This is a genomic window from Chryseobacterium sp. BGA-UO-ETr-SB22 (assembly GCF_059567885.1).
In genome coordinates this window covers 409324-429409 of the sequence record NZ_JCAQOV010000004.1, presented here as the reverse complement: position 1 = coordinate 429409, position 20086 = coordinate 409324, and the positions used below count along the sequence as shown (strand labels likewise).

General features: G+C 37.3%; 16 protein-coding genes. 1 reads left to right on the top strand and 15 read right to left on the bottom strand.

Features of this window, described 5'->3' with window-relative positions; translation table 11 throughout:
- Positions 1-95: 95 nt before the first annotated feature.
- From ribH to AC57AW_RS05605, 11 genes are all read right to left on the bottom strand, one after another.
- Positions 96-614: a 6,7-dimethyl-8-ribityllumazine synthase gene (gene ribH / locus AC57AW_RS05655; RefSeq protein WP_496351126.1), complete on the bottom strand. Its 519-nt coding sequence runs from the start codon at positions 612-614 to the stop codon at positions 96-98.
- A gap of 3 nt (positions 615-617) precedes the next feature.
- Complete coding sequence (locus tag AC57AW_RS05650) at positions 618-1325, bottom strand: YfgM family protein (protein WP_318847495.1); 708 nt, start codon at positions 1323-1325, stop codon at positions 618-620.
- 214 nt (positions 1326-1539) lie between these two features.
- Entirely contained in the window at positions 1540-2076 is a 537-nt protein-coding gene (locus AC57AW_RS05645) for an adenine phosphoribosyltransferase (RefSeq protein WP_496351125.1), read from the bottom strand.
- Positions 2077-2079: 3 nt separating this feature from the next.
- On the bottom strand, positions 2080-3279 hold the full coding sequence (locus AC57AW_RS05640) for a hypothetical protein (RefSeq protein WP_318847493.1): 1200 nt from the start codon (positions 3277-3279) through the stop codon (positions 2080-2082).
- Positions 3280-3454: 175 nt separating this feature from the next.
- Positions 3455-4471, bottom strand: a complete 1017-nt coding sequence (locus AC57AW_RS05635; RefSeq protein WP_496351124.1) for a hypothetical protein — start codon at positions 4469-4471, stop codon at positions 3455-3457.
- A 160-nt stretch (positions 4472-4631) separates the two neighbouring features.
- Complete coding sequence (locus AC57AW_RS05630; protein ID WP_318847491.1) at positions 4632-5963, bottom strand: quinol:cytochrome C oxidoreductase; 1332 nt, start codon at positions 5961-5963, stop codon at positions 4632-4634.
- Positions 5964-5971: 8 nt separating this feature from the next.
- On the bottom strand, positions 5972-6661 hold the full coding sequence (locus AC57AW_RS05625; protein WP_047380199.1) for a c-type cytochrome: 690 nt from the start codon (positions 6659-6661) through the stop codon (positions 5972-5974).
- A gap of 1 nt (position 6662) precedes the next feature.
- On the bottom strand, positions 6663-7184 hold the full coding sequence (locus tag AC57AW_RS05620) for a DUF3341 domain-containing protein (RefSeq protein WP_047376185.1): 522 nt from the start codon (positions 7182-7184) through the stop codon (positions 6663-6665).
- On the bottom strand, positions 7171-8568 hold the full coding sequence (gene nrfD / locus AC57AW_RS05615) for an NrfD/PsrC family molybdoenzyme membrane anchor subunit (protein ID WP_047380200.1): 1398 nt from the start codon (positions 8566-8568) through the stop codon (positions 7171-7173). Before nrfD ends, AC57AW_RS05620 begins: the two co-directional genes overlap by 14 nt.
- A 25-nt stretch (positions 8569-8593) precedes the next feature.
- Entirely contained in the window at positions 8594-11653 is a 3060-nt protein-coding gene (locus AC57AW_RS05610) for a TAT-variant-translocated molybdopterin oxidoreductase (protein WP_496351123.1), read from the bottom strand.
- 23 nt (positions 11654-11676) lie between these two features.
- Positions 11677-13035, bottom strand: a complete 1359-nt coding sequence (locus AC57AW_RS05605) for a c-type cytochrome (RefSeq protein ID WP_318847489.1) — start codon at positions 13033-13035, stop codon at positions 11677-11679.
- A gap of 182 nt (positions 13036-13217) precedes the next feature.
- On the opposite strand from AC57AW_RS05605, the gene AC57AW_RS05600 reads away from it, so the two are divergent.
- The gene (locus tag AC57AW_RS05600; protein WP_496351122.1) at positions 13218-13775 is read left to right on the top strand and encodes an SPOR domain-containing protein; all 558 of its coding nucleotides are present in this window, start codon (positions 13218-13220) and stop codon (positions 13773-13775) included.
- A 55-nt stretch (positions 13776-13830) separates the two neighbouring features.
- On the opposite strand, the gene AC57AW_RS05595 is transcribed toward AC57AW_RS05600, so the two are convergent.
- The 4 genes from AC57AW_RS05595 to AC57AW_RS05580 form a co-directional block, all read right to left on the bottom strand.
- Entirely contained in the window at positions 13831-15108 is a 1278-nt protein-coding gene (locus AC57AW_RS05595) for a DUF6080 domain-containing protein (RefSeq protein ID WP_496351121.1), read from the bottom strand.
- 75 nt (positions 15109-15183) lie between these two features.
- Positions 15184-15999: a T9SS type A sorting domain-containing protein gene (locus tag AC57AW_RS05590; RefSeq protein WP_496351120.1), complete on the bottom strand. Its 816-nt coding sequence runs from the start codon at positions 15997-15999 to the stop codon at positions 15184-15186.
- An 86-nt stretch (positions 16000-16085) separates the two neighbouring features.
- Positions 16086-17627 (bottom strand): protein adenylyltransferase SelO, encoded by a 1542-nt coding sequence (locus tag AC57AW_RS05585; RefSeq protein ID WP_496351119.1) that lies wholly within the window; start codon positions 17625-17627, stop codon positions 16086-16088.
- A 75-nt stretch (positions 17628-17702) separates the two neighbouring features.
- Positions 17703-20081 carry a transglycosylase domain-containing protein gene (locus AC57AW_RS05580; protein WP_496351118.1) on the bottom strand — a complete coding sequence of 793 codons (2379 nt, stop codon included), beginning with the start codon at positions 20079-20081 and terminating at the stop codon, positions 17703-17705.
- Between the last annotated feature and the right edge of the window lie 5 nt (positions 20082-20086).

Below are 20086 nucleotides of genomic sequence, written 5' to 3'. Positions count from 1 at the left end.
CCTGTTTATTAATAAGATTTTAGATTTAAAATTGTACCAATAAAAAAGGACTATTAAAAAATAGTCCCTTTGTGTTGGTTATGGTTGATTTTCGGTTAAGAATGTCCGAAACCTATATTTCCTTTTTTATCAGATAATTTCTTTTTGAAATCAATCATTCTTAAAGCTGTAATGGCTGCTTCTACCCCTTTGTTTCCAAGGTCACCCCCGCTTCTTGCGATAGACTGCTCCTTTGTATCATCTGTCAATACACAGAAAATGGTAGGCGTATCAGTCATAATGTTGCAGTCTTTTATTCCCTGTGCTACTGCAGAACATACGTAGTCAAAATGAGGCGTTTCTCCACGGATTACACATCCGATAGAAATTACTGCGTCATATTTTCTCTCTTTGCAAAGCTGCATGCTTGCATAGTTGAGTTCAAAAGCTCCGGGAACAGGGAAAAGTTTGATATTTTCAGGTTTTACCCCTTCTTTTTCAAGAATTTCCAAAGCTGCATCACGAAGATTGTACGTTACAAAATCATTCCACTCAGAAAAAACAATGCCGATAGAAAAATCTTCGGCATTAGTTATATGAAGTGGCTTGTAATCGGAAAGATTAACTGTTGCCATTTTTTAGTAATATTTAGTCATTTCAATATAAGAATCAGACATTCCGTTGTCGTAGTCCTGATATTTCTCATCAATTGCAGAGAAGTATTTTTTAGCTTCTGCATTTTTCTTTAACCCTAAAGCAACAATACCTGCTTTTCTTGTAAAATAGTATGCTGTGTAAGGATCATCAGAAGCTGTTGCTGCTTTGTCTAATAAAGCCAGAGCTTCATCATTTTTGTTAAGACCTGATTTTGCATCTGCCATAGCTCCGAATTTCATTGCTACTAAAGTTTTGTTGTCAGATGAAAATTGATCTAAAAGATCATAAGCTTCCTGGAATTTTCCTTCTTTGAACTTCAGTAAACCAGCGTTATAAGATGAAAGCTTACCGATTTTAGTAGAAGAATATTCGTTATATGTACCTACAAAACCTGGGTTGGCTGCAGATTTTCCTCCCAAAGCATCTTTATCTTTGCCTTCAGTAAGGCTTTTCTGAGCAGAAAGGAAACTTTTCACAGCTTCAACGTTCTTTGGAGCAACTACAAATTGCTTGTAAGCGAAGAATCCTAAAACGGCTAAAATTAATGCTCCAAATACAAAACCTAGAGGTTTTGAATATTTTTCAACAAATCTTTCAGTGTTTAAAGCTTCTCTGTCAAGGTCTTTAAAGAACTCAACCGTTTCTTTACCTTCTTGCTCGTTCTGAGCACTCTTTCCCAATTTTGCCATAAGTTTTTAAAAATTGAAATGCAAATTTAATTGTTTCTGAGAGATTTACAAAATACTTTGTGAGTATTATTGATGAAATTTTGTGAATTGTTAATGGTGAATGATGAATTTATTAAAAAAAGATGCTTCGGCAAGCTCAGCATGGCACTTCTAATTTCACAGTAAATTATTAGTATTGTCATGCTGAGCTTGCCGAAGCATATATGTTTTAACTTTAATATCCTAAAATATGATACACTTCTGCACCAAATTTTTTCAGCTTTTCATCACCATTCAAGCCTTTTAAGCCAATCAGGAAACTGAATTGGGCAACTGTTGCTCCCTGTTTTTCTACCAATTTGGCTGCTGCTTCAGTAGTTCCTCCTGTTGCTAAAAGATCATCATGAATCAAAACTCTTTGTCCCGGCTTTATCTGCCCTTCACGGGTTTCAATAATGGCACTTCCATATTCCAGGTCATATTTTTCTGAAATGATAGGGGGAGGAAGCTTTCCGGCTTTTCTGATTAAAATGAATGGAACTTCCAGTGCTACAGCAATAGCGATTCCGAACAAATAACCACGGCTTTCAATTCCGCAGACTGCATCTACTTTCCCTTTACTGAAGGCTGCAAGATCTGCAATCACGTCTTCATAAAGTTTCGGATCTAAAAAGATGGGTGAAATATCTTTAAACTGTATTCCCGGAATCGGAAAATCAGGGATATTTTCAATTGTTTCTTCTAAATTTTTGATCAGTTCTGCTGAAGCCATTTATTAATTGATTTTATAGCTGGAAATTTTCCAGTCTCCGTTTACATTTTTAAGCCCAAATGTTACTTTTAAAGAAGTTGTTTTACCACTTTTATCTGTTACATCATAGGTCGCATTTACGCTAGCACTGTTGGTTGTAGCACCGCTTGTTGTAATATTCTTTACGCTCACATTTTTCACAGATCCGAAACCTGAAGTAGGATTTGAGAAAGACTCATAGCTTCCCCAGTTTGGATTGCTGGCTGTTTCGTATGCCGCTTTTAAGTTCTGTGAACTTACACTGTTCAAAAATTTGCTTACTGTATTCTTAGGATCTGCGGTTGGCTGTTTTGGAGCTGCTGGTGTAGCTGGAGTAGCTGTCGCAGGATCTGTAGTTGTTCCAGTGGTAGCAGATGGGTTATTTGGATCTATTACAGCATTTGGTTGTTCTGGTACAGCTGTTGTATCGGTTTTAGGAATGGCAGGAACTTTCAGAGCTGCCGCATTCACATCAAGACCGATTTTTGACATTTTGAAGGTTTTCGCTGTCGTTTTTACAGAAACCGTGATATCGATTTTGTTGTCGATAACCTTTGCTGCCGGAATGGAAGAGAACTTCAGGTTGAATCCTTTGAAGTTATTATCCTGCATCAGGTTTTTGGCTGTAGCAAGTCTTACTCCATTACTGAAGACTTCCAATGTAGCTTCCAGACCTGCACCAGTAAAGGCTACGGGTTTTCCAGCCGCATCCACAAGTCTTGGAACGATCTGAATTGCAGTAGGTGCTCCAGATCCATCATCTCCTGTAGGGTTTGTTATAAGGGTTAATGAGCCGGCCTTAACGTCGTTAGGGTCACTTTCTTTGGCTTTATCATCGCCGAAAATATTCATTTCTCCAAGTGATGGTGGGGCAGTGCTGGCCCATTCTATTCCGTTTTTTTGTGCAACTTCGTCTGCAAGTGCCATGACTTCAGGAACTTTTTTCCCGTTGATCAATTTACCAAGAGCTTTCAATTCATTGATATCACCATCTGCCTCTACGCCAAATGTTTTAAGGATATAAAGAGCTTCATTAAACTTAATCTGCTTAATGGTAGGTAAACTGGAAGTCATATCATTGATACTTGACTGCAGTGTTTTAGTATTCGTAGCATCTACATGATCTTTCTTACATGCTGTAAAAAGCAACAGACTGAAAACAAGTAGAAAAGAAAACTTTTTCATTTTTATTTGGTTTGTTGCAAATTTAATAAAACCTTTATTAATACTGGATTTTATTTTTTACTTTATGTTTTTTGCTTATTTATTACTTTTTTATAGGAATGGATGCTGTTCTTTTAATTTTAGAATTCAATATTGGTATTTGTACTATTGAAAGTGATCATGAAAAGGATTCTTATTATTTTTTATTTGTTTGCTCTTTTAAATCATCCTTGAAAAAGGTGCTGAAAATAGTCTGCATGTTGGGAAATGAAGAATCCTGCCAGTAGGATGTTTTGTAATTGCTGTTGTCTTTATCAAACTTCACTTTCTCAATATCATTATCATTGCTGAAGTTAAGTTCTGTGGGATAAAAATTAGTATAAACTGCTATCTGATTGTAATTCGGTTCGCTTTTATGTTTCAATTTTATAAAAACAAGTTCATTGTACTCCAGGAAATCTTTCAGCGTTTTTTCTGAGCCTTTTTCGAAGGACATATTTAGGATTGTTCTTATGTCATAAAATCTATATCCAAAGAATGAAAATTCTTTATCCTGCAGGGCACCGCCAGTCACTTCAATCTGATCTTTGCGGTCGCCTTTTAATTCTTTAATGATATTTTTTGTTGTTTTATATTCTTCAGGATTTCCTACGTTTTTGAGTTTTGGAAGCTGAAGAGAGTTGCCATAATCCCATGATGAAGTTTCTTTTTTCTCATTTTTAGATTCTGCCAATCTGAAAATTCTGTACTGTTCAACATTTGTACTTTTCAGCTTTTTGGATTTATTATCAAAAATGTAGGTTACAATTCCGTCAGCATAGCTGTTCAGTTTATTGTTTACCGTTACATAGGCATTAAAATTTCCCTTGATGAAAATATATTTGGCTGGTTTGCTATTTTTAATAACAACGGTTTCAATTTCTTTTACCTGGTCGTTTATTTTAATGACTGGCTGATCAAAATCGGAATAGGATAGGGTGGCGACCGGAAAATTATTATAGACCAGCTGAAATTTTTCCTGAGCAGGAGACAGTGACTGCTTGTCAATCTTGCCATCAATATCAGAGTAGGCAAGTATGCTTCCGTCTTTGCCAAATACAGAAACTCTGGGAAGAGGATTATTACTTTTTTCAGAAACGAAAGTTATGACCTGTGCATTCGTAAATACGGAAAGCAGACAGAACAGAAGGTATAGAAGATGAGTTTTTTTCATAGCAGTATTTTGGTTTCGGTGTTAATAATAAAACAGACTTTTATATAAAGACGGGAAAAGTAGAAAATGGTTGCCTGAAAATTCTTATTTGCGTCATTGCATAAAAAAAGACTGATTGTTTAACAATCAGTCTTTTATAATTTTATTTTGTTACAAGTCCTTAGAAAGGATACTCATAAATTTCAGATTCGTGTAGGTATGGGTTTCCTGTAGGAATCAACTTCAGTTTAGATAAAGCTGAAAGTACAGTAAACATAAATAGTCCAGCTACGAATAGAACTGCTCCCAGAATTAATAAGAATACTTCAGGAGTGTTCCAGTATGGTCCTACCGTTCCCGGCATTACCATGTTGAAGTAATCTAAAAGGTGTCCTAAGATAACGATTACAGCCATTGTGGTAACCACTTTGTAGTTTCTCTTGATGCTGCTGCTTACTAATACCAATAGTGGTAATAAGAAGTTTACAATCAGCATTGGTAAAAACGTAGTACCATAGTGCTGGAATCTACCGAAGAAGTAGTTAACCTCTTCCGGAACGTTTGCATACCAGTAAAGCATGAACTGAGCGAACCATGTATATGTCCAAAGCATACTTGTAGCGAAAAGGAAAACTCCTAAATCGTGTAAGTGGTTGTCATTGAACTGTGGTAAGAAACCATTTTTCTTAAGATAAACACTTAATAAAATGATTACAGCAATACCACTTGAAAGGCAGCTAACCATTGAATACCAGATATACATTGTAGAATACCAGTGAGGGTCAATAGACATCAACCAGTCCCAAGCCCAAGCTGCAGAAGCAAATCCGAAGAATGCGATATATCCTACTGCCCATCTGTAAAGCATTTGATACTCTACTTTAGACTTAGTTTCATCTACTTTTTTAGACTGAGCTTTTAATTTCCAAGCAAAGAAAGAAGCACCAATCACGTAGATTAAAGTTCTTATTGCATAGAAAGGAATATTTAAGAATCTTTTCTTTTCAAATAGGATCACATCAAAATGTGCAGATTCCGGGTTTGTCAATTCAGGGTCCATCCAGTGGAATAAGTGACCATTATGAGTGATGTTCAAGATCATCATGATAACCAGAATTGCCCCACCGTAAGGAATATAAGAAGCAATAGCTTCCATTACTCTTGTGATGATAATAGGCCATCCTGCGTGAGCTGCGTGCTGAATACAGTAGAAGAACAGTACAGCGCAACTTACTCCAAAGAAAAAGACAGCTACAAAGTGCAGCGATGCTAATGGCTGGTTGTGAATCTGAAGCTCAGCATGCTCTAAATGAGCTGCGTGATCCTGTGGTCCAACCATTTCACTTGAGTGTGTAGGAGCATCATGACCAGAAGCATGAACAGCTTCCATCATTTGTTCTATTTTCTCAGTAGAAATTCCTTTGTTCATAAAGAAACCAATACCGAAAAGAACTAAACCTACAACAAGAAGTATTATAGAAGTTGATTTTAATTTTGGTGAAAAACTATACATTTCTTTTCTTATTTTTTAGTTTCGGTAGTCGTTTCAGTTGTTGCTGGTGCCGCCGCTGTAGCTGCTGCCGGTGCTGCTGCTCCTTTCTTGAAAGCACTCATCACATACAATGCTACTCTCCATCTGTCTCCTGCGTTCAGTTGTCCCGCATAAGATCCCATTGCATTTCTACCGTTTGTTAATACATAATGAACAGATCCTACAGTAATTTCTCTGTCTGCATAGTTGGGTACTCCAGAGAATGCCCCACTTTGTACGATAGGTCCTTGTCCATCACCTCCTGTTCCGTGACATGCCGCACAAGTGTGATCAAACAATATTTTTCCTCTTTCAATATCCTTAGCTGCATTAGCCGGATTTAGAGGAGATACTGTAAGTTTTTTGGAAGCGTCATACCCAGCGTTGTACTCGTCAACATTCTTAGGTAGTAAGCTTTCTTCAAAAACTCCATCTTTATTTTGAGAAACTGATCCTTCTACTGGAGCAAGACCTGTCGCGCCACTATTTTTAACAAAAGCAGGAATTTCATTTTCATGATCTGAATAAGCATCCTGTGCTTTCATCAATGGATCATAAGCTACCGGAAAATACATGTCCGGGAAATATACCAACGGAGTATTCTCCTTTGGTCCACAAGAGTTAAGTAAAACCGTTGTTAAACCTAAAACTGCTGTAATTTTTAATACATTCTTTTTCATTTTAAGCGTCTTTAACAGTTATTTCTTCAACTCCAGTTTCAATAAGCAACTGTTTTACAGATTCTACATCTTCAGTTACAAATTCCATCATGAATTTATCATCAGTAGTTCTTGGATCTGGGTTCTGAGCTGGAGCTCCCGGATACATTTTGTTTCTAACCAAGAAAGTTAAAGACATCATGTGAGCAGCACAGAATACCATTAATTCGAACATTGGAACTACGAATGCCGGCATGTTGTGTGCCCAGTCAAAAGCTGGTTTACCACCAATATTCTGAGGCCAGTCATGATTCATCACATACCAAGTTACAGTAGCACCGATAGTAACACCGTAAAGAGCATATAAAAATGCGGCATCAGAAATTCTAGTTTTCTTTAACCCTAAAGCCTTGTCTAGTCCGTGAACCGGAAACGGAGTATATACTTCGTTTATAGCGATTCCTTTATCGTTGAATGCTTTAACGCCGTTCATTAAATCGTCGTCGTCAGCATAAAGTCCGTATACAATTTTAGTGGTGCTCATCTCCTTCTTTTGCTTTATAAGTTTCACCTGAAATTTTCAGAATCGATTTTAATTCAGCCTGTGCAATTACAGGGAATGTTCTTGCGTATAGTAAGAATAATACAGAGAAGAATCCGATAGTTCCCAAATATACACCCACATCAATGATCGTTGGCTTAAACATTGTCCATGATCCTGGTAAGTAGTCTCTTGAAAGGTTGATAACGATAATATCAAAACGCTCAAACCACATACCGATGTTGATGATCAATGCAACAATGAATGTCCAGATAATGTTCGTTCTAAGTCTTTTGAACCAGAAAGAAGCAGGAACCACAAGGTTACAGATGATCAATGACCAGAATGCCCACCAGTAAGGTCCTACAGCAGCACCTGGAGAAAGATATGTGAAATCTTCAAATCTAGATCCTGAGTACCATCCGATGAAATATTCAGTAGCATAAGCTACGGTTACCATACCACCAGTAAGAACGATTACGATGTTCATAATTTCGATATGATACATTGTAATATATTCTTCTAAGTGACAAACTTTTCTTGCAATTAACAATAGTGTCTGTACCATTGCAAATCCTGAGAAGATCGCACCAGCTACGAAGTAAGGAGGGTAGATTGTTGAGTGCCATCCTTTAATAACTGAAGTTGCGAAGTCAAAAGATACGGTAGTGTGTACTGAGAATACAAGTGGAGTTGCCAAACCTGCAAGAACCAAAGAAAGTTCTTCGAATCTTTGCCAGTGTTTTGCTTTACCACCCCAACCGAATGCTAGGAATGTATAAATTTTCTTAGTCCAAGGGGTTTTAGCTCTATCTCTGATCATTGCAAAGTCAGGGATAAGTCCCATGAACCAGAATACAGTTGATACTGAGAAATACGTTGAGATCGCAAATACGTCCCAAAGTAGAGGAGAGTTGAAGTTCCCCCAAAGAGAACCGAATTGGTTTGGTAAAGGGAATACCCAGTATCCAACCCAAACTCTACCCATGTGAATTACAGGGAAGATTGCAGCCTGTACAACCGCAAAGATCGTCATCGCCTCTGCAGATCTGTTTACAGACATTCTCCATCTCTGTCTAAATAATAATAATACTGCTGAGATTAGGGTTCCGGCGTGACCGATACCTACCCACCATACAAAGTTGGTGATATCCCAACCCCAGTTAATAGTTCTGTTAAGCCCCCATGCTCCAATACCTGTCCCGATAGTGTACGCAATACAGCCGAATCCATAGAGGAATAGAACTAGTGCAGCATATAGTGAGATCCACCATAATTTACCTGCTCTTTCTTCGATAGGTCGTGCGATATCTTCCGTAATATCGTGATAAGTTTTGTGACCAATAATTAGAGGTTCCCTTATCGGAGCTTCGTAATGTCCTGACATTTTTTACCTATTTATTATTTAAACTTTATTTTTCTACTCTGTTTCTTACTTTAGTGTGATAGAACACGTTTGGCTTTGTTCCGATCTCCTCTAGTAAATAATATCTTCTGTTAGAAGCATACTGCTCTCTAATTGAAGAATCTTTATCATTCATGTCTCCAAATGTCATTGCTCCTGTAGAACAAGCTTTAGAACAAGCAGTCTGGAATTCTCCATCCTTCACTTTTCTTCCCTCTTTCTTAGCCTCAAGAATAGTATTCTGAGTCATTTGGATACACATTGAACATTTCTCCATTACCCCTCTAGTTCTTACAACTACATCCGGGTTAAGTACCATTCTTCCTAAATCGTTGTTCATGTTGAAATCGAACTTTTCATTTAGGTTATAAGTAAACCAGTTGAAACGTCTTACTTTGTACGGACAGTTGTTTGCACAATATCTTGTCCCGATACATCTGTTGTAAGCCATATGGTTTTGACCCTGCTTACCGTGTGAAGTAGCCGCTACCGGGCATACAGTTTCACATGGAGCGTGGTTACAGTGCTGACACATTACAGGTTGGAAGATTACATCCGGGTTGTCTGCAGGGTGGTTTAATGCACCTCCGTCTCCGAAAGCAGTACCATACAATTCAGGTACAGCCATTCCTTCTTTCAATCCTTCGTATACTTCTACTTTCTGTCTTGAAGAATAATAACGGTCAATTCTTAACCAGTACATATCTCTAGACATTCTTACCTCTTCTTTACCTACTACAGGAACGTTGTTCTCTGCCTGGCAAGCAATAATACATGCTCCACAACCAGTACAAGAGTTCAAGTCGATAGATAAGTTGAAGTGAGGACCATCTGTATCATCGAAAGCATCCCAAAGGTCGATTTTTCTCGCTGGAAGTGCTCCACTGATCGTGTGGTATTCCAAAGGCTTATTCCATCCTTTGTGTTCATCATCAAAAGCAACGTTAATGAATTCAGCTAAAGGAACTTCCTTCGCGATCTCATAACGACCCATTAATGTATTTTGAAGCTGGATACCTGCAAATTCGTGATCTTCTCCTGTCTTCTCGATTTTAACACCTGAAAGAGCTAAGTTAGAACCATCAAATAAAGGATAAGCATTTACCCCTGTATCTGCAGTTGCTCCTGAGTTTTTCTTACCATAACCAAGTGCAAGACCTACAGATCCTTCAGCTTGTCCTGGCTGTACGAATACAGGAACGTTTTCTATTTTTACTCCGTTTACAGTAAGGTTTACAATAGAACCATCTAACTGCATTCTCGCATTAAGATCGTTGTCAATTGCAAACTTCTCTGCATCTTTCGGAGAAATTGTAAGGTAGTTATCCCAAGACATTCTAGTAATTGGGTCAGGTAATTCTTGCAACCAAGGGTTGTTTGACTGAGTACCATCTCCCATTGAAGTCTTAGTATATAATACTAATTCTAATTCAGAAGCTTTGAAGTTTCCTAATTCAGCAACCGCTTGTGCAGCGTTTCCGCCTGCGTAAGATAAAGTTGCTGCGTTTGTAGAAGCGTTGATACCATTATACAATGCTTTGTTGAAAGAAGTACCACCTAAAAGTGAAGCTGAGCTTGCTTTTAAATAATCGTAGTAGTTGTTTGCTGCATTGTTTTTACCATTCTTCCAAACCAATAGAGATTCTTCAATCTGTCTAGATTTGTAGATTTTCTGGATCGTAGGCTGCATCAATGAATATACTCCTGTCTGTGGTTCGATATCTCCCCAAGACTCTAGCCAGTTAGCTACAGGAATTACAGCTTTCGCTGCTTTGTACATTTCATTTTTCTTATCTGCTACAGCAACTACATAAGGAACTTTTGATAAAGATTTTTTGAAATCTTCTCCTTTTGGATGAGAGTAGATAGGGTCTACGTTGTTGGTAACTAATACACCAACTTGTCCACCATTTACCCATCCCAGGAATTCCTGGTATTTAGCACCGTTAAATTCTTTAAGGAAGTTTGCTTTACCAGTGAAAGCTACTGAACCTAATTTTTGGTTGATTAAGTGTGCTAAAACCTGTGCTCCTTTAGAACCGTCAGCGAAAACAACCGCTTTGCTTCCTTTTGCTTTCAATTCGTTAGCAATTTCAGTGGCAGTCTTATCAGAAGTCCCTGCACCTACAATTGCATTGTAAACTTCAACTAACGTTTTGTTTACAGCACTTGGTTTTAATCTATATCTTGAGTCAGCATTAGCACCAGTTAATGACAAGTTAGATTCCACTTGGATGTGTCTCAACATGCTTGCTCCTGGTTTTCTAGCTGCTGCATAAGAAGTTTCTAAGCTTGAAGCATTATAGTCTCCTAAGAAATCAGCCTGGAAAGCAACTACCAATTCAGAACCCTTAAGGTCATAAACAGGTAATGCTCTTTGTCCGAATACTTCCTGAGCTGCATCTAATCCTGCAGAATAAGGGAAAGCATCATAAGTTACTAATTCAGCTGTAGGATATTTAGCTTTGAATTCAGCAAATAACTTTTTGAAAGTTGGTGAAGCAAAAGAGTGTGATAAAACCACAATCTTTTTGCCAGACGCTTTAGCTTCTTCCAAACCTTTAATAACAAAACTGTCTACTTTATCGAAAGTTTCATCTTTACCGTCTAGTTTAGGCTGCTTTACTTTATCATTATCATAAAGAGAAAGTACACTTGCCTGAGCTCTTGCATTAGTTTTACCTAAATCACCACCAGCTGGGTTTGGTTCAATTTTGATAGGTCTCCCTTCACGGGTTTTTACTAAAACACTAGCAAAGTCGAAACCGTCAAAATATGTTGAAGCGTAATAATTAGGGACTCCCGGAATAATGTCATGCGGCTTTACCACATAAGGAATCGTTTTGATTACCGGAGCTTCGCAGGCAGCTAATGTAACTGCTGCTGTAGAGAATCCTAATAATTTCAGGAAATCTCTTCTTGAAGTACTAGATCCGTTTTTCTCAGCATCTCCAAGGAAATCTTCTACCGGAATTTCTTCCTGAAACTCTTTCTGAGCCAGCTTATTATTCAAAGCTGGATCTTTAAGTTCATGAATACTTCTGAATTGTATTTTGTTTGAAGCCATTTATACTTCTAATTTTTTAGTTATTAATAATGACATTTACCACACTCAAGACCTCCAATTGCATCTACAGTAATCTTACCTCCATCTTGTGGATATTGTTTTTTCAACTTGTCATGTAGATTTTTGAAGTACTCTTTATTATAACCGTTGTTCATATCAACTTCAGTCGTTCTGTGGCACTCGATACACCATCCCATAGTAAAGTCGTTAGCCATTTGAACAACATTCATTGTATCAATTTTACCATGACAAGCTTTACATACAACATCAATTTTGTTGGTAGGATTCTTTTTGTTGAAAGAATTGATGATCGCTTGTTCTCCAGCAATTACGTGCTGAGAGTGGTTGAAGTAAACGAAATCTGGCATGTTGTGGATTCTTGTCCATTCAACCGGCTGTGTTTTTCCTGTGTACTGTTGTTTTGCAGGATCCCAACCTGTTGCAGCGTAGATCTTCTGGATTTCTCCGTCATAGAATGCCTTATCTTTTCCTGGCTCCATGTAGTGATCTGCGTTGTATTCAGAAATTGTTCTGTGACAGTTCATACAAACGTTCATAGAAGGAATTTCAGATACCTTTCCGTATTTAGCACTAGAGTGGCATAGCTGACAATCAATTTTCTGTTCTCCAGCGTGAATTTTGTGAGAGAAGTAGATAGGCTGCTCAGGTTTGTACCCTTTGTAAACCCCAATCCACATCAACCAGTTCCATACTCCATAGGCAGCTAAAATAGCAAGAATTGCTAACAGCCCTTTCCCAATGTAGTGGAACTTCTCATACATTTCACTGAAAGAACGAACTCTTGATTCGTTGAGTCCAGCTAAGTCTTCAGATTGACCCAGTTTTACCAATTGTCTTAGTTTTACCAAGATCCAAACTAGTAATCCTGCGATCGCTAAAAGTGAAATGATAACAACGTTTGTCGTAGTTTTGTCTGCAGGTGCTGCCGCAGTAGCGTCAGTTGCAGGGGTTGCTTCCGGCTTTTTCTCTTCCGGAGCAGGAGGATTAGTAGTGAAAGCTAAAATGTCGTCAATATCCTTATCTGTAAGATTAGGAAACTGCAACATCTCAGTTTTATTATACTTTTCAAAAATTTCATTGGCGTATTTATCCCCAGAAGCTCTCAGAGCTTTGTTGTCTTTGATCCACTTGTGAAGCCAATCTTTGTCTACACCGCCTTCTGTCTTTACACGTTCTACAACCCCTTTTAATGGAGGTCCAATAACTTGTTTGTCCAGCGCGTGACATGCAGTACAATTCGCTTTGAAAAGTTTCTCTCCGTTTTTAGGATCGCCGTCTTGCCCGTAAAATGAAGCACTGGTTGATAGCAATAATCCTATTGCGATCAACGTTTTTTTATAATGCTTTCTCCAACTAATCATTTAAATTATCTTATGTTAGTAAAATATTGAACATATCAATCCCGCAAAAATAATATTTTTAACAGGAATTTAACGGTATAAGGAAAGGGGAAAATATCATTTACGTTTAATTTGTATTGATTCTAAATAACTCTGTTTGGTATAGTTTTTTAATTTGTATAAATTTGCGAAAACAAGTTTAAATGAAAAATTTGATTAAAATATTTTCGATATTATCATTATTTGGTTTTTATAATATTGAGGCACAGCAGGTTGTTAAAAAAGACACTCTTTCAGGAACAGAGCTTGTTATGACAATGGACTCCAAAATAAATGCTGCTTTGGAAGGAGTGGAAGGAAAATGTGCGAAAGTTACTCCTACAAATTTTCCTAAAGATTCCGGATCCAATGATATTGGAATTTCTACAGGGATAAGTACAAAGCCTCCTAAAATCTTTGTGCCGAACAGAGAACTTACCAATGCTGAAATTTGTAAGAAAAATCCTAGAATTTTAGGGTTTAAGATTCAAATTACAACGGTAAAAAGTAACGAAGAAGCTAATGAAGTAAAGTCTTATTTCAGAAAAAGATTCCCTAACCTGAAAGTGGAAACGGATGCTTCTTTAAGACCTAACTATAAGATTTTAGCTGGAAGTTATTTCACTAAACAAAGTGCAGCGAGCGACCTTTCTAAAATCAGAGAGTATTTCAAATCTGCTGTAGCAGTACAGTACAGAATTTTCTGTGCGGAAGCAAAATAGAAGTGATTCATTTCAACATAAAAACAAAAAAGCTGAGAAATATTCTCAGCTTTTTTTATTGGTAATACGTTTCCATAAACCAGAAAAATTCTGTCATTCGAAATAGGTTGTTGAGTAGCAGATAGACAAATAGTAAAACCACAGTTAATGTTAAAACTGACAATATTTTCGGGGATGATCTGTAAGCATAAAAAAGCCATCCCAAAAGTAGTGGATATACGAAAACAAAATGTCCTCCGTAGATAGAGGAAGTATGAAGCCCGAACCTCATCACACAATGGATCACAATATCAACGAAAAAAGAAATGGCAATAACCTGAACCCATTTGTTTTTGAAATTTTTAAAATAACTCCAAACGAGCAGGATCATTAAAATTGCTGTAAAAATGTAAGGAAAAGCAGATGAATAAAGGTCCATATAAAGCCCTTTAAAGTCAAATCCCTTCATATTATGTTTATCTGAAATAATGAATCCCGGGAAAAGAATGTTGCCTCCGAAAAAGAATGAAAGAATCATATCCCAGGTGGGCATTGATTCTACATTAGAGAATTTTTCATATTGCTGATTGGTTTTGGAAAAGATATTCTGATATTTAAAATCAATTCTGTTTAAATAAAGCAGCACAAAGCAAATGGCAGCAACAGCTACTCTAAGCACTGCATTTCCGAATTTTCTCCAGTCTTTGAAAAGATTTTTTTCAAAAAGTAGGGGAATGAAAACCTTTACAAAATTGGTAATAGTAAGTCCTCCGATCGTAATTCCGGCAAGCGAAAGAGCGACAGCTGGTGTTTTTTCCTCCTTTCTAAGTTTTATTGCTGCATAGTAATTGTATAATGAGAGTAAAAATAGAGTGTAGGTAAAGTTTTCCGGAGTAAAGGACAATATAATATTGGTTGAAAAAGCTCCAAAAAATAAAATAATTAAAACACTCAACCATAGCGGAAGACAGATAATGTTCTTTAGATATTTGAAAACCTGAACGATGTTTAAGCTGATGATAATATTGCTAAGCCATGCCAATGTAAGCCTGAAGTTTGCATCCATTTTTCCCCCTGAAATAAATAATGAAAATTCTCTTACCCAGTTGAAAAAATAGTAGGATAGAGGGTGTCTTTCAAAACTTCCCCCAGTCATAAGGATAGATTTGTTATCAAAACTGAAATAAGCATCCCAAGGAATTCTGCTGTCAAATATAATCCTGTAATGAAGGGCGATATATGAGCCTAAAATTCCATAGCAGATTATAAAAAAGAGAAAAACTGCCAGCTCAGTGTAAGTGGAAGGAAAAATCAGTTTAAAGAAATTGATGATTTTTGTTTTAATAAAAGACACGTGTAGGATTTTTTGCAAAAGTAAAATAAAAAAACCACCAAAAGTTGGTGGTTGTAGAAGTTTGTATAAACGGTATTATTGTTTGATTACTTTTTCTGTAGTAGAAGTTCCGTCAGAGAAGTCTATTTTTAATAGATAGTTTCCTTTTGGAAGGGAAGAGATGTCTATTCTTTCGGAAGTGCTATTGAGTAAAGATTTTCCGCTGATATCAATTACTGTGGCAGATTTGATTTTTTTATCTGTTTTGATATTAATTTCTCCTTTTGTTGGATTTGGATAAACGTCAGTGATACCTTTTGCTTTAGCAATTGTTTCTTGTGTAGATAATGTAGCACTTGATAAAACCTGTACATCATCTATTGAAAGACTATCTGCATCATTGGCAACATAGTGGAATCTGAATTTAACATTTGCCTGTCCGGCATATGGTGTTAAACTAACTGTAATTGCCAATGTTTCATAATCAACAAATACTCCATAGTCTTCTTCAACCCATACTTGATTCCATACAGTTCCTCCGTCTGTGGAAACCTCTACTTTTAAATCTCCGTTAGGATTGGGATCAACCATGTATTCGTATCCTATTTTGGCATTAAACTTAAGTACCGGATTGGTTGTTCCGACTAAGCTGAAAGAAGGACTTGTTAAATGAGCGTCCTGTGCCTGTGCAATCCATCCAATACCTGCCGATTTTCCTCCATTAATATTAAATGTGAGCTGTCCGGATGCATTGAAGATGATTGTTGTAAAACCCCAAGGTCTGGATGCTACATTGGTGCCTGTTGTCCATCCCGTAGGGGGAAATGTTGTACCTTGGAAAGTCTCTGAGAGAATTTGCGCATTCCCAAATATAAAAGAGACTAAGAACATGAGTAGTAATTTTGTTTTCATTTTTTTTGGTTTTAAAGTTGTTAGTAAATGTAATAAAAAAATGAAAATAATTACTTGTTTTTGTGTTATTTGTGAATATTTCTTATTTAAGAACTACAGGAAAGTGTAGAACATCCTGCAGTATCATCATAACCAGATGGTCTTTTAATAGAGAACTCAGGGTATATTTCCTGATAGGGAAATTCTAAAGCTTTGGTGAGTTTCTCCAGCATTTCTTTTTTACCGTTACTGATCTCTTCAATGCATTCGTAAAGAAGATAATTTCTCAGGATAAATTTTGGGTTTGTTTTTTGCATAATGGCTAATGAAGCCTCTCTTGAAATAGAATTTAAATCTAGCCTCGCTTCATAATTCTTAATAAAATCTCTAAGTTTTTCCTGCATTTTTTCATTCAAAACGATATAAGAAACATCTTTAAAATGCTCTTTGATATCCGTATCTTGAGTTATTTTTTCCAGCTGAGTGAAAAACAGGGTGTAGTCTAGCTGAAGCTCCTGCATTAATCCCTGCCAGTTAGTGAAAAAATCCTCATCTTCTTTTTGAAGCTTATCAAATCCAAATTTTTTACAAAGCATTTGATCATGAGCTTCCCAAAAAGAAGTTCCAAAATTATTTAAGGTATCTTCTAAAAATTTTTCATCTTTAATTAAGGGATGAAGTGCATTAGCAAGCTGCCAAAGATTCCATTGGGCAATCTGTCCCTGCTTTCCGAACGCATATCTTCTTCCGGGCAGGTCTGTGGTATTGGGGGTGAAATTCAAATCATATTCATCCATCATAGAATAAGGTCCGTAGTCAATAGTTAATCCCAGAACAGACATATTATCAGTATTCATAACTCCATGTACAAATCCTACTCTGAACCATTCAACCATTAAGTTTGCAGTACGCGTACAGATATTTTCAAAGAAGTCTCTGTATTTCTGATTGTCAGATGATGTTATTTCAGGAAAATAATTTTCAATGGTAAAATCAGCAAGTTCCTGCAGGCTGTCGTACTCTCTTTGAGCTGACATTAGTTCAAAGTGTCCGAAGCGGAGGAAACTTTCAGCAGTTCTGATAACTACTGCACCTTTTTCAAGTTGAGGATTTCCACTGTACATAATATCGCGCATTACATCTTCACCGGTAAAAGCGAGACTAAGTGCTCTTGTTGTAGGAACGCCTAAATGATGCATAGCTTCACTCATCAGATATTCCCGTACAGAAGATCTTAATACGGCTCGTCCGTCAGCATGTCTGGAATAGGGGGTAGCTCCGGCACCTTTCCATTGAACTTCTGTCTTTTTTCCAGCTTCGTTTGTAATCTCACCTGCGAGGATTGCTCTTCCATCTCCGAGCTGTCCTGCCCAGTTTCCAAACTGATGTCCTGCATAAGCTGTAGCATATGTTTTAACGTTTTCGGGAAGGTTGTTTCCAACCAGAAAGTCCAGATCTTTATCTTCAAATTTCCCTAATCCTATTTCTTCTGATAAAATTTCATTAAAAGCAATCAGTTCAGGCTGATCAAAGCCAGCGGGTTTGATAGTGGCGAATAAAACCTTTGGAGTATTTCTCTGCATTGCGTTGTTGGAAAAATCACCTGGAAAATTCTCAATAAAAGGTTGTCTGATACGTTCGATATTCATAGGTCAAAGGTATTAATTATAAAAGAAAAGACCTTCCAAATAATTGAAAGGTCTTGTGTATTTCTAAAAGAGAATTTATTTATTGAAATCTACTTCATCATTAGAATGAAGGTTTTCATTGATGTTGTCCTCTTTCTTTTCTGTAGGTTTTTTAGGAGTAGGATCTGCCGGTCTTGGATTTTTGATCTCATCAATCGTCTGAAGACTTCCATCATCTCCATATCCTCCGCTTAAGCCTTTAAGGTTTGAACAGCCGTCTTTCCAATCAGAAGGTTTTACAAACTTATCATCAGGAGTAACTCCTAAGCTTTTGTCTGCCCATACTTTCTTCATGAAGATTGCCCATATTGGCAATGCCATTTTTGCCCCCTGACCTTCACCGGTTCCAAAGAAGTGAGTGGCTCTGTCTTCCCATCCAACCCATGCTCCGGTTGCTAATTTTGGTGTGATTCCCATAAACCATCCATCGGAGTTGTTCTGAGTTGTTCCTGTTTTAGCAGCAATTTCTACTGCTTTTGAAATTCCTCTTCTTCCAAGCTCTCCGGAAGCGGTTCCGTATTGTGCAACACCTTTCATCAGTTCGATCATGGTGTAAGCATACATTGGGTTCATTACCTCTTTTGGCTCTACATTTACTTCTTTGATAACTCTACCATTGGCATCTTCAATTCTCCAGATCATTTCCGGTTTATTGTGGTTACCATAGTTGGCAAAAGTACTGTAAGCTCCTAACATTTCATAAATAGTAATGTCTGATGAACCTAAAGCAATTGTATTGTTTCTTGGAATATCTTCTGTTACTCCCAGATCTCTTGCAGTCTGGATTACAGCATCTACTCCTGTCATTTCAATAAGTCTTGCAGCAACAGGGTTTTGAGAGTGTGCCAATGCATCTTTTAAAGTAAGCATTCCTCCTCTTCCCGGTACATGCCATCCGTTATGATCGTAAGTTCCGTTAGAAACAGCAGAACAAGGTGTCATTCCCAGTTTCATGATAGCTGTTGCATACACGAAAGGCTTGAAGGTAGATCCTACCTGTCTCTTACCTTGTTTGATGTGGTCATATTGGAAGTGCTGCCAGTCAATACCTCCTACCCATGCTTTGATCTCTCCGGTTCCAGGAACCATAGACATCAGACCTGCCTGTGCAATTTGTTTGTGGTATCTGATAGAATCCCAAGGAGACATCTCTACTTCTTCTTCACCGTTCCATGTGAATCTTGAAGTTTTGATAGGTTTCTTGAATTCCATCATGATGGAGTCTTCCGGCATTCCGTCAGCTTTTAACAGCTTGTATCGGCCTGTTCTTTTCATTGCCTGAAGCATCACATCTTTGATCTGTTTGTCATTAAGATAGTAGAAAGGTCTGTTCTTTCTTCCTCTTTGTTCTGCATCAAATCTTTTCTGAAGATCCGTTAAGTGTTCCCTGATTGCTTCTTCTGCATACTTCTGCATTTTAGAATCAAGAGTAACATATATTTTTAAACCGTCTTTGTAAAGGTTAAGTTTTTTACCGGTTTCTTTTTCATGAGTTTCAAGATACTTATCAATCTCTTTTCTCAGATAGAATTTGTAATAAGCTGAATATCCGTCAGTAATGCTTTTGATAGGGTGGAAGTCTACTTCTATTGGAGTGTTGGCTGCTTTTTCATAGGTAGCAGCATCAATGTATCCGGTTTTCTGCATCTGATCCAATACAACATTCCTTCTTTCTTTTGCCTTTTCAGGATATCTGTAAGGGTTGTTTTTTCTTGGGTTTTCGAGCATTGCTACAAAAGTTGCAGCTTCAGGTAATGTAAGCTCCGAAGTCTTTTTGTTAAAATAAACTCTGGAAGCCATTTCAACACCGTTAGCATTGAAAAGAAAATCAAACTTATTGAAATAAAGAGTAACAATCTCTTCTTTGGTATATCTTTTCTCAAGGCTTACTGCAACAACCCATTCTTTTAATTTCTGGAATGCTCTTTCAAACTTATTTTGAGATGCATTTCCTGTGAAAAGAAGTTTTGCCAGCTGTTGGGTGATTGTAGAACCACCACCACGTCCACCACCATATGCTACGGCTCTGGCAATAGAATACAAGTCGATTCCTGAATGTTCTTTGAAACGCTCATCTTCTTTAGCCTGAAGGGCATAAATAAGGTAAGGAGGAAGATCCTTATAAACAATGGGCTGTGTTTTTTCCTTTTCGAATTTACCCAACATAACCCCGTCTGAAGAAATGATTTCAGAAGCGACAAAGATGTCAGGGTTTTCAAGTTCTTTTACATCAGGCATTTCCCCAAGGAATCCTTGAGAAACCGCAAAGAAAAGTCCCGAAATTCCCAGAACTACCGCAATGAGTCCAATCCAAATAAATGAAACCCATTTTTTCCAGGAGGTATCTTTCTTTTTTTTGGGAGGCAGAGGAAATGTTTTCCCCTTATTTCCTGCATTTTTTTTGTTTTCTTCCATTTATG

Excerpts from the sequence above, each read along its gene's own strand:
- AC57AW_RS05600 (WP_496351122.1), top strand. The coding sequence starts at position 13,218 with ATGAAAAATTTGATTAAAATATTTTCGATATTATCATTATTTGGTTTT.
- AC57AW_RS05590 (WP_496351120.1), bottom strand. The coding sequence starts at position 15,999 with ATGAAAACAAAATTACTACTCATGTTCTTAGTCTCTTTTATATTTGGG.
- AC57AW_RS05625 (WP_047380199.1), bottom strand. The coding sequence starts at position 6,661 with ATGAAAAAGAATGTATTAAAAATTACAGCAGTTTTAGGTTTAACAACG.
- AC57AW_RS05620 (WP_047376185.1), bottom strand. The coding sequence starts at position 7,184 with ATGAGCACCACTAAAATTGTATACGGACTTTATGCTGACGACGACGAT.
- ribH (WP_496351126.1), bottom strand. The coding sequence starts at position 614 with ATGGCAACAGTTAATCTTTCCGATTACAAGCCACTTCATATAACTAAT.
- AC57AW_RS05650 (WP_318847495.1), bottom strand. The coding sequence starts at position 1,325 with ATGGCAAAATTGGGAAAGAGTGCTCAGAACGAGCAAGAAGGTAAAGAA.
- AC57AW_RS05635 (WP_496351124.1), bottom strand. The coding sequence starts at position 4,471 with ATGAAAAAAACTCATCTTCTATACCTTCTGTTCTGTCTGCTTTCCGTA.
- AC57AW_RS05605 (WP_318847489.1), bottom strand. The coding sequence starts at position 13,035 with ATGATTAGTTGGAGAAAGCATTATAAAAAAACGTTGATCGCAATAGGA.
- AC57AW_RS05580 (WP_496351118.1), bottom strand. The coding sequence starts at position 20,081 with ATGGAAGAAAACAAAAAAAATGCAGGAAATAAGGGGAAAACATTTCCT.
- AC57AW_RS05585 (WP_496351119.1), bottom strand. The coding sequence starts at position 17,627 with ATGAATATCGAACGTATCAGACAACCTTTTATTGAGAATTTTCCAGGT.
- AC57AW_RS05630 (WP_318847491.1), bottom strand. The coding sequence starts at position 5,963 with ATGTATAGTTTTTCACCAAAATTAAAATCAACTTCTATAATACTTCTT.
- AC57AW_RS05610 (WP_496351123.1), bottom strand. The coding sequence starts at position 11,653 with ATGGCTTCAAACAAAATACAATTCAGAAGTATTCATGAACTTAAAGAT.
- AC57AW_RS05645 (WP_496351125.1), bottom strand. The coding sequence starts at position 2,076 with ATGGCTTCAGCAGAACTGATCAAAAATTTAGAAGAAACAATTGAAAAT.
- nrfD (WP_047380200.1), bottom strand. The coding sequence starts at position 8,568 with ATGTCAGGACATTACGAAGCTCCGATAAGGGAACCTCTAATTATTGGT.
- AC57AW_RS05640 (WP_318847493.1), bottom strand. The coding sequence starts at position 3,279 with ATGAAAAAGTTTTCTTTTCTACTTGTTTTCAGTCTGTTGCTTTTTACA.